The organism is Amycolatopsis thermalba, from assembly GCF_023376025.1.
GTDB lineage: Bacteria > Actinomycetota > Actinomycetes > Mycobacteriales > Pseudonocardiaceae > Amycolatopsis_E > Amycolatopsis_E thermalba.
Window position 1 is genome coordinate 820,275 of sequence record NZ_CP091196.1, and the last position, 12,689, is coordinate 832,963.

The window sequence follows — 12,689 nt, forward strand, 5'->3', positions numbered from 1 at the left end:
GCCGTGGGCGCCGTGTCGGCGGGTGCGGACGGCGGGTTTGGCCCGCACCGGGGGCGGTGTTGGCTGGCGCCCGCGCCGGGTTGCCGCTGCGGGCACTGTGTTTGCCGCCGCAGGCGTCGGGTTCCGCGTTGGCCGATTTTCGGGCGTTCGTCGGTGTGGGTGCTCGGGCGGTCTTCCGAAAAGTCGGCCCCTTCGCGGGCCCGGCTGTGTTGTAGTGGCGGTATGTCGACTTCCGCTCTGTTCGCCTACGTCCTCGTCGCGCTCGTGGGCGTTATGACGCCCGGTCTCGACACGATGTTGATGCTCCGCCACACCCTGCTCGGCGGTCGGCGGGCCGGCTTCCGGGCGCTGACCGGCATCAACCTCGGCTGCCTGGTGTGGGGGACGGCGAGCATCGCGGGCCTGACCGCGCTGCTGACCGCCTCCCGCATCGCCTACGACGTCGTGCGGATCGTCGGTGCGGCCTACCTGATCTGGCTCGGCGCGTCCGCGCTGTGGAAGAGCTTCCGCCGCCACCAGGCGCCCCCGGAGATCGGCGTCGAGCCGGGACGTGGTGCCCTCCGCGCCGGGCTCGTGACGAACCTGCTCAACCCGAAGGTCGGCGTGTTCTACCTGAGCCTGCTGCCGCAGTTCCTGCCCGCCGGGTCCGGGCAGGCGGCCTGGGGCGCCCTGCTCGTCCTCATCCACGTGTCGATCGGCTGGCTGTGGATGGGCACGGTCCTCCTGCTGGCGGCCCAGGCCCGCCGGTTCCTGTTGCGCGACGCGGTGCGGCGGTGGCTCGACCGTCTCACCGCGACAGTCCTCATCGGACTCGGACTGCGGATCGCTACGGAGTCCCGCTGAGCGACAGCGCCATGTACTTCACGTCGAGGTACTCCTCGATACCCTCGGCGCCGCCCTCGCGGCCGAACCCGGACGCCTTCACGCCACCGAAGGGCGCCGACGCGTTCGACACCAGCCCGGTGTTGAGCCCGACCATCCCGGTCGCCATCCGCTCGCCGACGCGGATGGCGCGGTCCAGGTCGCGCGTGAACACGTAGGCCACCAGGCCGAACTCGGTGTCGTTGGCGAGCCGGACCGCCTCGTCCTCGTCCTCGAACGTGGTCACCGGCGCCACCGGGCCGAACACCTCCTCACGCAGGATGCGGGCGTCCGGCGGGACGTCGGTGAGCACGGTCGGCGCGTAGAAGAAGCCGTCACCGTCCAGCGGCTTGCCGCCGGTGGTCGCGTGCGCGCCGCGGGACAGCGCGTCGTCGACCAGCTCGATCACCTTGTCCCGCTGCTCGGCGCTGATCAGCGGCCCGACCTTCACCCCGTCCTCGGTGCCGTGCCCGACCTTCAGCGACGACATCGCCTCGGTCAGCTGCCGCACGAACTCCCCGGCGACCGACGAGTGCACGTGGAACCGGTTCGCCGCCACGCACGACTCACCGTTGTTGCGCATCTTCGCGGTGACCGCGCCCTTGACCGCCGCGTCCAGGTCAGCGTCCTCGAACATCAGGAACGGCGCGTTGCCGCCCAGCTCCATGGACATCCGCTGCAGGTTGGGCGCGCACTGCTCGACCAGCTTGCGCCCGACCTCGGTGGACCCGGTGAAGGACAGCTTCCGGATCCGCGGGTCGGCCAGGGCCGGGTTCACGACCCGGCTCGCCGACGTGCTCGGCAGCACGCTCAGCACCCCGTCCGGCAGCCCGGCTTCCTTGAGCAGGCCGGCGAGGTTCAGCATCGACAACGGCGTCAGCTGCGCCGGCTTGACGATCATGGTGCAGCCCGCGGCGATGGCCGGCCCGATCTTGCGGGTGCCCATCGCGAGCGGGAAGTTCCACGGCGTCACCAGGATGCACGGCCCCACCGGGTGCTTCGACACGAGCACGCGCCCACCACCGGCCGGGCTGCGCGCGTACCGCCCGTCGATGCGCACGGCCTCCTCGGCGAACCACCGGAAGAACTCGGCGGCGTAAGTGACTTCGGCCTTCGACTCCTCCAGACTCTTGCCCATCTCCAGCGTCATCAACCGGGCCAGCTCGTCGGCGCGGTCGGTCATCAGCTGCCACGCGCGGCGCAGGATCTCGCCCCGCTCGCGCGGCGGTGTCGCGGCCCACTCCTCCTGCTTCGCGACGGCTGCCTCGATGGCCTCGCCGACATCGGCGTCCTGCGCGTCGGAGACCTCGCAGAGCTGCTGCTCGGTCCCCGGATCGTGCACACCGAAGCGGCTGCCGTCCGCGGCGTCACGCCACCGACCGGCGAGGAAGAGCTGACGCGGTACTCCATCGAGGGTCATGCGCCGTGACTACCCGTGCGCACCTCCTCGTATGCCTCGGGCAACTGCCGCATCCGGCGCAACGGCGAGCAGACCAGCCACAACGCCGACACCGCCACGCCCGCTCCGGCCAGCCACAACGTCCCCCGCAGTCCGGCCACGCTCGCCAGCACCCCGGCGAGCGCGCTCCCGACCGGCCCCGGCGCGAAGTACAGGAACGCGGAGGTGGCCGCCACCCTGCTCTGCAGCCGCTCGGGCGTCACCGCCTGCCGGTAGCTGACCTGGTGCACGTTGAGCACCACGATGCTCACCCCGGTCAGGAAGTTGCCGACGGGATACCACGCCATGCCCCAGCCCGGCGTGGTCAACGGGATCATCAGGTATCCCGCGCCCCACACCAGCGCGCTGATCCACATCAGCCGCGCCTCGCCGAGCCACCTGCCGAGCCGGCGCGTCACGGCCGAACCGAGCAGCGCCCCGGTCAGCCCGCCCGCCTGCAGCAACCCGATCATGCCGGGCGACAGGTGCACCTCGCGCAGCAGGAACAGCGCCGCCACCGTGATCTGGAACTGCTGGCACACGCTGACGCCCGTCGTGTACCCCGATCGCGCACAGTGCCGGGAAGACGGACCGGAGCCCGTCGCCGATCTCCGGCGGGCAACGCGCGGCTGCAGGCGAACGTCTCGGTCGCGGCGGTGGCCGTGACCGGCCGGTCGGAGCAGCTGGTGCGGCTGTTCGGCGAGTGAGCGGCGGTGAGCTTCCTGGAATCGGCGGTTTGGCCGAAGCGGGTGTCGGCGAATCGAACGCCGCGGCGAGTGGTACCGAACCGAACGCCATCGCGCGGCCCAGGTCGGCCGCCACCAGCACGCGCCGCTTGCGCATTCGGTTCGTCCACGCGCCCACCTGCAACGCCAGCAGCAGGTACGCCAGCGTCTCCAGCGTCCGCAGCACGGACACCTGCACCGCCGTCGCCTGCAGCGTGATCGCCGCCAGCAACGGCACCGCGAGCAGGTTGATCCGGTCGCCGAACTGGCTCAGCGCATCGGCCAGCCACAGACGCCGGAAATCCCCGTGCCCCAACAACCCCCATCGCATGGTCCCCCTCGGTCCCGCCAGATGAACAACGTTAGCGAGGGGTACCGACAAAAAATGAGCGGCAGAGCCCGGACCCCCCGACGAGTCCGGGCGCTGCCACTCGGATGACCCGGGATTACCCGATGTCCCGCCGCTGAAACCGCGCCAGACCCGTGGCAAGCGCGACCGCCGCGATGCCGAGCAGCCACGCGAACGGCGTGACCACGAACTCCGCGCTCGGCAGCTTCGGGACGTGCGTGAACGGCGAGATGTCCAGCACCACCTGCGGCGCCTGCACGACCGGCCCGAACAGCGACAGCAGGAGGAACACCGCGGCCACGCCCCACGCCGCCGTCGCGAGCTTCGGCGCGAACCCGAACACCACCACGGCGATCCCGACGACCACCCACACCGCGGGCGCCTGCGCGACCGTCGCGCCGAGCACCGCGGGCACCTGGCCGCTCACGTCACCGACCCGCAACCCGTGCAGCAGCCCGGCGAACAGGCCCGACACGACCAGCAGCAGAGCCGTCCCCAGCAGTGAGAACACCAGGTGGCTCCCGGCCCACTGCAGCCGTCGCACCCGAGTCGCCAGCAGCGGTTCCAGCCGCAGCGCGGTCTCCTCCGACCGCATCCGCAGCGTCGCCTGCACCGCGTACATCGAGGCGACCATCCCGAAGATCCCGGCGATCATCGCGAGGAACGTGTCGACCAGGTTCTGCGCGCCGCCCAACCGCTCGAACGCCTGCTGGGCCTGCGCGCTCTCCCCGACGAGGTCGCCGATGCCGGCGGCCAGCGAGCCGAACATCGCCCCCAGCACCGCGAACCCGGCGGTCCACCCGATCAGCACGCCCCGGTGCAGCCGCCACGCCAGCGCGAACGGCGACCGCAGCCCGGGCGCCGCCACCGGAGGTCCCGGGCGCGCCGGGAAGATGCCCATCCCGACGTCCCGCCGCGGCAGCAGCCGGTAGGCCACCGTCCCCAGCACGACTGCCACGGCGACGAGCAGCAGCGCGACGGCCCACCGGTCCCCGGCGAACGGCCGCGTCTGCGTCGCCCACCCGAGCGGTGACAGCCACGACAGCCACGACACGTCCGTCGCCGAGTCGCCGACCGCGCGGAGCAGGAAGGCGAACCCGAGCACCGCGGAGGCGATGCCGTTGGCGGTGCGCGAGTACTCGGCCAGCTGGGCGGCGATCGCGGCGACCGCGGCGAACACGAGCCCGGTCAGCGTGGTCGTGAGCCCGAACGCCACGGAACCGCCCGCCGGCAGGCCGGCCCCGATCAGGCCCAGCGCCGCCAGCAGCCCGGTCCCCGCCGCGCCGATGCCCGCGGTGATCAACCCGGCGGTCAGTGCGGCGTAGCGCCCGGTGACGGTCGAGGACAGCAGCTCCTGCCGCCCGGTGTCCTCCTCCTGACGGGTGTGCCGCGTGACGGTGAAGATGCAGGCCAGCGCCGTGAACAGGGGCAGGAACACGCCGAAGCGCCAGGCCGTGAACCCGCCCGCGGTGGACAGGTCGAACGGCGGCCCGTAGAGCAGGGTGATCGACGGGTTCGCGCTCATCCCCGTCGTCAGCGACGCCCGGCTGGCCGCGTCCGGATACAGCTGTTCGTAGGCGCCGGCGCTGCTCGCCGGCAGGATCCCGATCACCAGCGCCCACAGCGGCAGCACGATCCGGTCCCGCCGCACCGCGAGGCGGACCAGGTGCCGGGTGCCCACCAGCGCGGTCACCGGGCGCTCGCTTCGGTCGTGTAGTGGCGCAGGAACAGCTCCTCCAGCGTCGGCGGCTGGCTGGTCAGGCTGCGCACGCCGACCTCGGTGAGCTTGCGCAGCACCTGGTCCAGCGACTGGGTCTCGACGTCGAAGCGGACGCGGTTGCCGTCGACCTTGAGGTCGTGCACCTCGGACAGCGAGCTGAGCCCGTTCGGGTGACCGGCCAGCTCCGCCACGATCGAGGTCCGGGTGAGGTGCCGCAGTTCGTTCAGGGTGCCGGTCTCGACCGCGTGCCCGTTGCGGATGATGCTGACCCGGTCGCACAGGGCCTCGACCTCGGCGAGGATGTGGCTGGACAGCAGCACCGTGCGCCCCTTGTCGCGCTCCTCCTGGATCGCGTACTGGAAGGTGGCCTCCATCAGCGGGTCGAGGCCGGAGGTCGGTTCGTCGAGGATCAGCAGCTCGACGTCGGAGGACAGGGCCGCGACGATCGCGACCTTCTGCCGGTTGCCCTTGGAGTAGGTGCGGCCCTTCTTCTTCGGATCGAGGTCGAACCGTTCGATCAGCTCGTCGCGGCGGCGCTTGTCGAGACCGCCGCGCAGCCGGCCGAGCAGGTCGATGACTTCGCCGCCGGAGAGGTTGGGCCAGAGGTTGACGTCTCCGGGGACGTAGGCGAGCCGTCGGTGCAGGCTCGCCGCGTCGCGCCACGGGTCGCCGCCGAGCAGGCGGGCGGTGCCCCGGTCCGCGCGCAGCAGACCGAGCAGGACGCGGATGGTGGTGGACTTCCCGGCCCCGTTCGGGCCCAGGAAGCCGTGCACTTCTCCGGTCTTGACCTGCAGGTTCAGGTCGTCGAGGGCCTTGGTCGCACCGAACGACTTGTGCAGGCCCTCGATGGAGATGGCGTTGTCCATGGACGTGAAGCTACAGAGCTTTCACAAAGTTGTGAAGTTAGGAAAACGTATAGATTGTCTGAAGCGCTGGACGGATGCGGAAGGATGATCGGTGATGCGTGACGAAGAGGCGGTGCGCCGGTACGTGGAGCGGCTGGCCCTCGTGCTCACCCAGCTCGGCATCCAGCGCATGGCCGCGCGCGTGGTGGCCGCGCTCATGGTGACCGACGACGGCCGCCTCACCGCGGGCGAGCTGGCGGAGAAGCTTCAGGTCAGCCCGGCGGCGGTGTCCGGGGCCGTGCGGTACCTGGAGCAGGTGGGGCTGGTCGAGCGGCAGCGGGAGCCCGGTGAGCGCCGCGACCACTTCCGGGTGCTCGACGACCTGTGGTACGCGAGCATGCGCAAGCGGGACCGGTTCATGGAGATGTGGCGGGACGCGGCCGAGGAGGGTGTCGACGCGGTGGGGGCGGACACCCCGGCGGGCCGGCGGCTGGCCGACACGCGGGACTTCCTGTCGTTCATCATCAAGGAGCTACCGCTGCTGTTCGAACGCTGGGAGAAGGAGCGCGCGTCGAGCCAGGGCGTGCGCGGGGGGACGGGATGAACGACTACGACAGCTTCGCCGAGGTGTACGCGGCGGAGAACGAGCACAGCCTGATGAACGCGTACTACGAGCGGCCCGCGATGCTGGCGCTGGCCGGGGACGTGGCCGGCCGCCGGATCCTGGACGCCGGCTGCGGCGCGGGTCCACTGACCGCCGAACTGCGCGACCGCGGCGCGGTGGTCACCGGCGTCGACGCCAGTGCCGCGATGCTGGCGCTGGCGAGGCGGCGGCTCGGTGACGAGGTGCCGCTGCACGAGGCCGACCTGCGCGATCCCCTGCCGTTCGCCGACGAGGCGTTCGACGACGTGGTCGCCTCGCTGGTGCTGCACTACCTGGAGGACTGAAGCCCGACGCTGGCCGAGTTGCGGCGGGCAGCGCTTCCCGATGAAGTTCTGGCGCAGGCCGCTGCACGCGATGACCAGTGCCTTCACCGCCGCCCTGACCGCCCTCGGCGGGCCGCAGCGCGAGCTGTTCCCCGACGGCTTCCGCAGCACGGTCACGAGGTGGGCAGCACCGCCTTGACGAGTTTGCGTGCCAGCACCGCCGGGTCGCCGGCCTCGGCGTCCCAGTGCCGGAAGAAGCCCTGCTGGAACGCCGCGCCCAGCAACAGCGTCGCGATCGCATCCGGGTCCGATGTGGACGGCAGGCGGCCGAGCCGCTGCTCCGCGCGCAGGTAGTTCGCCAGGCGGGTGACGGGGGTGCGCGGCCCGGCGCCGTGCTCGCGGATCGCGGCTCGGTGGGCCGTCAGCAGCTCCTGCGAGGAGAACAGGGACGCGCCGATCGGGAAGCTCTCGGTGTAGAAGTCGATCGCCGTGGCGGTGACGCGCACCAGGTTGGCGCGCACGCCGTGCCGCCCCGGTGTGAGGTCGCCCAGCGCCGCCTCCAGGCCGGGCAGCTGGGAGGAGATCACGCCGAGGAAGATCTCCGTCTTGTCCGCGAAGTGCTTGTACAGCGCCGCTTCCGAGAAGCCGGCGGCGCGGGCGATCTCCTTGGTCGTGGCGCGCGCGTAGCCCTGCTCGCGCATGATCTGCGTGGCCGCGGCCAGGATCTTCTCCCGAGTTCCCATGCGTTCTCAGCGTTCTCAGCGTTCTCTCAGTGCTCGCTTGACGGTTAGTGAGTACTCACTCACTATAGCAGGTGAGTGAACACTAACCAGGGAGGAAAGCCATGAAGCTGACGGTGTTCGGGGCGACCGGTGGGACGGGCGTCGAGGTGGTGCGGCAGGCGCTGGCGGCGGGTCACCAGGTCACCGCCGTGGTGCGTGATCCGGCGCGGCTGGACGTGCCCGCGCAGCCGCGGCTGGAGGTGGTGACGGCGGACGTGTTCGACCCGGACTCGCTGGTGCCGGCCATCTCCGGCCGCGAGGCCGTGCTGTCCGCGCTGGGCCCGCGCGACCGCGGGCCCAGCGTGATCTGCCGCGACGGGACGAGCGGCATCATGACCGCGATGACGGCGGCCGGCGTGCGGCGGCTGGTCGTGGTCAGCAACAGCGGCATGCACCGCGAGGGGGACGGCTGGTTCACGCGCCTGGTGGTCAAGCCGATGCTGATCCGCATGCTGCGCGAGGAGTACGCGGACATGGGCGAGATGGAACGCCGGGTGATCGCGTCCGGGCTCGACTGGACCATCGTGCGCCCGCCGAAGCTCAACGACGGCCGCCACACCGGCCGGATAGCCAGCGAGACCAGGGGAAACGTGCGTGGCAGCTTCACCATCTCGCGGGCCGACCTGGCCGACTACGTCCTGCGTGCGGCCGCGGATCCGGGGCTGTCGAAGGTGGCTGTGTCGATCGCCAAGGGCTAATGTGAACGGGTGTCAACTTCGCGCGCTTTCCTGGCCGTCGCGGCCACTGTCGGCCTCGCGCCGGTGCTGGTCGCGCAGGGCCTTCGCGTCCGCCGGACGACGCCGCGGTTGCCGGGCGCGTCCGGGCCGCTGACGGGTTCGGTTGCCGGCCCGGATCCGGTGCGGCTGCTGGTGATCGGCGAGTCCACAGTGGATGGCGTCGGCGCGGAGACGCACGAGGAGGCGCTGACCGGGCAGCTCGCGTCGGTGCTGGCCGGGCGGCTCGGGCGCGGGATCTCCTGGCGCGTCGCGGGCCGGACGGGTGCCAACGCGCGAACCGTGCGGGCGGAACTGCTCGACGAGGCGTGCCGGGAGCCGGCGGACCTGGTCGTGGTCGCGCTCGGCGTGAACGACACCATCGAGATGCGCTCGCCGGGCCGGTACCGACGCGACCTGCTGGCCCTGGTGGTGGCGGCGCGCCGGGCGCTCGGCCCGGTGCCGGTCCTGCTGGCCGGTGTCCCGCCGCTCGGCGCGTTCCCGTCGCTGCCGCAGCCGTTGCGCCTGGTCCTGGGTCTGCGGGGCGAGGCGCTGGACGCGGCCGCCGCGACGCTCGCGGCCCTGCCGGGCGTCACCCACTGCCCGGTGCCGCGCGAGGTGGTCGACCCGGAGCTGTTCGCGACGGACGGCTTCCACCCCGGGCCCGCCGGCTACCGGTTGTGGGCCGGGAAGCTGGCGGAAGCGGTCGCATTGGTCTGAACGGGTGAAACCGGCCGCTGCCGACCAGGTGCTTTGGAAAAACTTCTGTCGCTGTGTATCTGGCGAGGGCTCCTCCGCGTCATAGGGGGCGTTGGCTGGTTGCACACCGACTGGAGGAACGCATGAGTTCTCCCCGGCCCTTCGCCGAGGAAATCCGCGCCGTGCGGGATTCCCTTGCCACGATGGGGGATCCGTGGCAGGCGGGGGAGACGGTGCTCAGCCGGCTGGCGGGCGAGTCGCGCAGGGTGCGGCTGGGGGTGCCGGCCCCGAGCGCGGCCGAGGTGGAAGCCCGGGCCGATCTGCCCGGGCGGATGCTCGAGGTCGCGCTCGGGGCCGCCGGCCAGCCCTGCACCGCCCTCCACGCGCCGGGCAGCACGCTGCCCGTGAAGTTCGACCTGCGCGACGTGTGCGGTCGCAGCTACGTGACACCGGTGAAGGACCAGGGGGAATCGGGGTCGTGCAGCGCGTTCGGCACCGTGGCGGCGCTGGAGGGGACCGCCGCCTACACGCGCCGCAACACCGGCATGCGCCTGGACCTGTCCGAGGCGCACCTGTTCTTCGGGTTCGCGCCCGGGCACCGCAAACCGGGAGACACCGGATCCTGGCCGGACGACCTGATGGGTGATTGCGCGTCCCACGGCGTCACCTTCGAGGACTACTGGCCCTACTCGGACGAGGGAACCGGCGCGTTGCACCCGAACTGGGTGAACCGCGTCGCCCGCGCGGAAGGCGTCGTCGATCTCACCCAGGACCCGGCCGCGATCAAGCACCACATCTACGGCTATGGCCCGGTCACCGCGTGCATGGTGATCTACGACGACTTCTTCCACTACACCGGCGGCATCTACCGCGCCACCACGACGGAGAGCAACGGCGGGCACTGCGTCGCGCTCATCGGGTGGGACGACGAGCAGAACTGCTGGATCGCCAAGAACTCCTGGGGCACCGACTGGGGCGAGGGCGGGTTCTTCCGCATCGCCTACGGCGAAGCCTTCATCGAGGACTACCCGGAACCGCGGCCGACGACCCTCGGCTGCACCGGGGTCACCCTGCGCGCCTGGCTACCGCCGCAGCGCGCGCTGCGTCTGTTCTCCGCCGGTGACGGCGAATGGGCGTATCTGGAGCAGCTGGGCTGGGTCCGGCTCTCGGGGGACGCCGCGAGCGTGAGCCGTCAGCTCGCGCTGCTCGCCGAGGCGCGGGCGGGTGGTCATCCCGTCAGCCCGTTCCTCGACCGCGGCGTGCTGACCAAGGTTGCCACCACCTACTGATGGGGAGCGAAGCATGACCACGAGCAAGAGCGAGACGCCGGACACCGGCCCGCAGGACGACCCGAACGCCGAACTGGCCGCCCTGACCGCGGAGACCGGGCCGGGCGCGCCGACTGGCGTGTACGACCCGAACACGCCACCGCCGACCGGTGTGTACGACCCGAACACACCGCCTACTGGTGTATACGACCCGAATACTCCGCCGCCCACGGGTGTGTACGACCCGAATACTCCGCCGCCCACGGGTGTGTACGACCCGAATACTCCGCCGCCGACCGGTGTGTACGACCCGAACACCCCGCCCAACGGCAACGGTTCGGTGCACCCGGCCCAGCCGGTCCACCCGGCGCAACCCGCCCAGTCGGCACAGGGCGTCTGGATCCGCAACCGCTCCATCACGAGCCTGTGGTCGACGAGCGCCAACCCGGGGGTCTGGGTGTTCGTCGCCGGCCTGGGCTGGAAGCGGCTCGCCTCCGCCGGGGACGGGCGCAGCTCCCTGACGACCCTGGCGCTGCTGGCCCGCAACCACGGGCTGCCGGTGTCCTTCCACGAGAACGCCGCCGGGCAGATCGACCAGATCCTGGTCTGACGCCGGCACACAGACCGGCGGTGGCCGGCAGCCGAGGGGGCCGCCGGCCACCGCCACCCCGGGGGGCTTCCAGTGACACAGATCCGGCTCGCGCAGGCGGATGCGGGGGAGACGGCTCGGCTGCGGGTGGGGGACACGGTCGAGCTGCGTCTGCCGGAGGTCCGCGCGTCGGGGTACCGGTGGCGCTGGCGGCTGCCGGACTCGGTCCGCGTGGTGGCGGACGAGCACATCCGGTCCCTGGGGGAGGGGCCACCGGGGGAGGGGGGCGTGCGCCGGCTGGCACTCGACGTCGTCGGGGCCGGCCGGCACCTGCTCCGGGCGGAGCTGGCGCGGCCGTGGGAGGTGGAGCCGCGCCGCTCCGTCACGTTCGTGCTCGTCGTGACTACTCCGAACGAGTGATGTTGTGTATCTGGCTTCGGCCTTCGTCCTCTGCACGGTGACAGGGCCGGAGATACTGCCAAGCGCTGACCCGAGGAGTACCACGCGAAGTGGGGGCGAACGCGGTGACCGAAGCGAGGACCGCCGAGGCGGACCCGTCCTGGGAGGGACTCCGCGGACCGGAGCTGTTCGAGGCGTGCCTGGAGGCTGCCCGCGCGGGCAACAGAAAAGCCCTGAACCGCCTGGTCGCCGAGCTGACCCCGCTGGTGTGGAACGTGGCGCGCGGACAGGGGCTGGACACCCATTCGGCCGAGGACGTGGTCCAGACCGTGTGGCTGGCGCTGGTCAGCCACCTCGACCGGCTGCGCGAACCGAAAGCGCTGGCCGGCTGGCTGGTCGTCACCGCACGGCACGAGTCGCAGCGCGTGCGTGGCCGGAAACCGCCGCCGGTGCCGTTGACCGACGAGCTGGCCGAGACCGTGGCGAGCACCGAACCCGCGCCCGAGGCGGAGGTGCTGCGCAGCGAGCGCGACCAGCGGCTGTGGCACGCCTTCCGCAAACTCCCGCAGCGGTGCCAGGAGCTGCTGCGGCTCACCGTGCTGGCCGGCCGAGCCGAGTACCGGCTCGTCGCGGAAGCGCTGCAGATGCCGCGCGGCAGCATCGGGCCCAACCGCGGCCGCTGCCTGAAAACGATGCGCGAACTGCTGGACATCGAAGGGGGCAGCGCATGAACGACATCGGCGTGCCGGGGGGTGGGGCCCACCCCGACGACGAAGCGCTCCTGGCCGATCTGGGGCGGGTGCTGGCCGCCGTCGACCCGCCGCCCGAGGGACTGGTCGAGCGCGTGCAGTTCGCCCTCGAGCTGGAGAACCTCGACTTCGAGATCGCCCAGTGGGAGCGGGCCGATCCGGCGCTGGCCGGCGTCCGCAGCATCACCGACGAGGGCACGATCACGTTCACGGTCAGCGACCTCACGGTGATGATCAACCTGACCAGGGTGGGGCACTGCCACCGCATCGACGGCTGGCTGGTGCCCGCCGCCGCGCACGGGGTCGAGGTGCGGGTGGCCGAGCACGGTTCGTCGTCGACGGTGGCCGACGAGGGCGGGCGGTTCGTGCTCGACGAGGTGCCGCGCGGGACGACCCAGATCGTGATCTCGGTGGGTGGGGCCAGCAGCCGCCGCACCGTCGTCACGCCCGCGGTCGTGCTCTGAGTTCGACCGGCCGCCCCAACTGGTCCCGGGATGTGCTCAGATAGACCGCGTGGCGGCTCTGCGTGATCTCCGGCGTGCGCTGGACCGGGCATCGGAGCTGCGCGGCCGGGCCGCCGACGCCGCGGGCAACTTCCGCAACGTCGAAGCGGTCCGCCTGTTCA

Annotated in this window: 17 protein-coding genes; 12 read left to right on the top strand and 5 right to left on the bottom strand. The window is 71.8% G+C overall.

Going from position 1 to position 12,689, the window contains the following annotated elements:
- The first annotated feature begins 222 nt into the window (after positions 1-222).
- Positions 223-843: a LysE family translocator gene (locus tag L1857_RS04095; RefSeq protein WP_094008719.1), complete on the top strand. Its 621-nt coding sequence runs from the start codon at positions 223-225 to the stop codon at positions 841-843.
- Here the strand turns inward: L1857_RS04095 and L1857_RS04100 are convergent.
- Positions 827-2,281: an NAD-dependent succinate-semialdehyde dehydrogenase gene (locus tag L1857_RS04100; protein WP_116113660.1), complete on the bottom strand. Its 1,455-nt coding sequence runs from the start codon at positions 2,279-2,281 to the stop codon at positions 827-829. The genes L1857_RS04095 and L1857_RS04100 overlap by 17 nt on opposite strands.
- Positions 2,278-2,841, bottom strand: coding sequence for an MFS transporter (locus L1857_RS04105; protein WP_162831209.1), 564 nt, complete (start codon positions 2,839-2,841; stop codon positions 2,278-2,280). The genes L1857_RS04100 and L1857_RS04105 overlap by 4 nt, the downstream gene beginning before the upstream one ends.
- A gap of 33 nt (positions 2,842-2,874) precedes the next feature.
- Here L1857_RS04105 and L1857_RS35325 point away from each other — a divergent pair, with 33 nt between their 5' ends.
- Positions 2,875-3,006 (top strand): hypothetical protein, encoded by a 132-nt coding sequence (locus L1857_RS35325; protein ID WP_275895923.1) that lies wholly within the window; start codon positions 2,875-2,877, stop codon positions 3,004-3,006.
- A gap of 464 nt (positions 3,007-3,470) precedes the next feature.
- Here the strand turns inward: L1857_RS35325 and L1857_RS04110 are convergent, their stop codons facing one another.
- Positions 3,471-5,066 (bottom strand): ABC transporter permease, encoded by a 1,596-nt coding sequence (locus L1857_RS04110; RefSeq protein ID WP_249464479.1) that lies wholly within the window; start codon positions 5,064-5,066, stop codon positions 3,471-3,473.
- Positions 5,063-5,959 carry an ABC transporter ATP-binding protein gene (locus tag L1857_RS04115; RefSeq protein ID WP_116113653.1) on the bottom strand — a complete coding sequence of 299 codons (897 nt, stop codon included), beginning with the start codon at positions 5,957-5,959 and terminating at the stop codon, positions 5,063-5,065. The genes L1857_RS04110 and L1857_RS04115 overlap by 4 nt, the downstream gene beginning before the upstream one ends.
- A gap of 94 nt (positions 5,960-6,053) precedes the next feature.
- Here L1857_RS04115 and L1857_RS04120 point away from each other — a divergent pair, with 94 nt between their 5' ends.
- Genes L1857_RS04120 through L1857_RS35650 form a run of 3 tightly spaced genes read left to right on the top strand, consistent with a single transcriptional unit; the run spans position 6,054 to position 7,064 of the window.
- On the top strand, positions 6,054-6,542 hold the full coding sequence (locus L1857_RS04120) for a GbsR/MarR family transcriptional regulator (protein WP_094008724.1): 489 nt from the start codon (positions 6,054-6,056) through the stop codon (positions 6,540-6,542).
- Positions 6,539-6,886, top strand: coding sequence for a class I SAM-dependent methyltransferase (locus L1857_RS04125; protein WP_429727731.1), 348 nt, complete (start codon positions 6,539-6,541; stop codon positions 6,884-6,886). Before L1857_RS04120 ends, L1857_RS04125 begins: the two co-directional genes overlap by 4 nt.
- A 40-nt stretch (positions 6,887-6,926) precedes the next feature.
- Positions 6,927-7,064 (top strand): hypothetical protein, encoded by a 138-nt coding sequence (locus L1857_RS35650; RefSeq protein WP_429727732.1) that lies wholly within the window; start codon positions 6,927-6,929, stop codon positions 7,062-7,064.
- Here L1857_RS35650 and L1857_RS04130 read toward each other — a convergent pair.
- Positions 7,039-7,608 (bottom strand): TetR/AcrR family transcriptional regulator, encoded by a 570-nt coding sequence (locus tag L1857_RS04130; protein WP_116113650.1) that lies wholly within the window; start codon positions 7,606-7,608, stop codon positions 7,039-7,041. The two genes, L1857_RS35650 and L1857_RS04130, sit on opposite strands and share 26 nt — an antisense overlap.
- Positions 7,609-7,709: 101 nt before the next feature.
- On the opposite strand from L1857_RS04130, the gene L1857_RS04135 reads away from it, so the two are divergent.
- The 7 genes from L1857_RS04135 (at position 7,710) to L1857_RS04165 (ending at position 12,528) form a co-directional block, all read left to right on the top strand.
- Complete coding sequence (locus L1857_RS04135) at positions 7,710-8,345, top strand: NAD(P)-dependent oxidoreductase (protein ID WP_116113648.1); 636 nt, start codon at positions 7,710-7,712, stop codon at positions 8,343-8,345.
- 9 nt (positions 8,346-8,354) lie between these two features.
- Positions 8,355-9,080 carry an SGNH/GDSL hydrolase family protein gene (locus tag L1857_RS04140; protein ID WP_249464481.1) on the top strand — a complete coding sequence of 242 codons (726 nt, stop codon included), beginning with the start codon at positions 8,355-8,357 and terminating at the stop codon, positions 9,078-9,080.
- A gap of 122 nt (positions 9,081-9,202) precedes the next feature.
- Positions 9,203-10,348 (top strand): C1 family peptidase, encoded by a 1,146-nt coding sequence (locus L1857_RS04145; RefSeq protein WP_167481579.1) that lies wholly within the window; start codon positions 9,203-9,205, stop codon positions 10,346-10,348.
- Between the two features lie 13 nt (positions 10,349-10,361).
- A complete protein-coding gene (locus tag L1857_RS04150; RefSeq protein ID WP_116113645.1) occupies positions 10,362-10,937 on the top strand; it encodes a hypothetical protein in 576 nt (191 codons plus the stop codon).
- A 72-nt stretch (positions 10,938-11,009) separates the two neighbouring features.
- The gene (locus L1857_RS04155) at positions 11,010-11,336 is read left to right on the top strand and encodes a protease inhibitor I42 family protein (protein ID WP_249464484.1); all 327 of its coding nucleotides are present in this window, start codon (positions 11,010-11,012) and stop codon (positions 11,334-11,336) included.
- A gap of 104 nt (positions 11,337-11,440) precedes the next feature.
- Complete coding sequence (locus tag L1857_RS04160) at positions 11,441-12,046, top strand: RNA polymerase sigma factor (RefSeq protein ID WP_162830724.1); 606 nt, start codon at positions 11,441-11,443, stop codon at positions 12,044-12,046.
- Positions 12,043-12,528, top strand: a complete 486-nt coding sequence (locus tag L1857_RS04165) for a hypothetical protein (RefSeq protein ID WP_094008733.1) — start codon at positions 12,043-12,045, stop codon at positions 12,526-12,528. Before L1857_RS04160 ends, L1857_RS04165 begins: the two co-directional genes overlap by 4 nt.
- Positions 12,529-12,689: the final 161 nt, after the last annotated feature.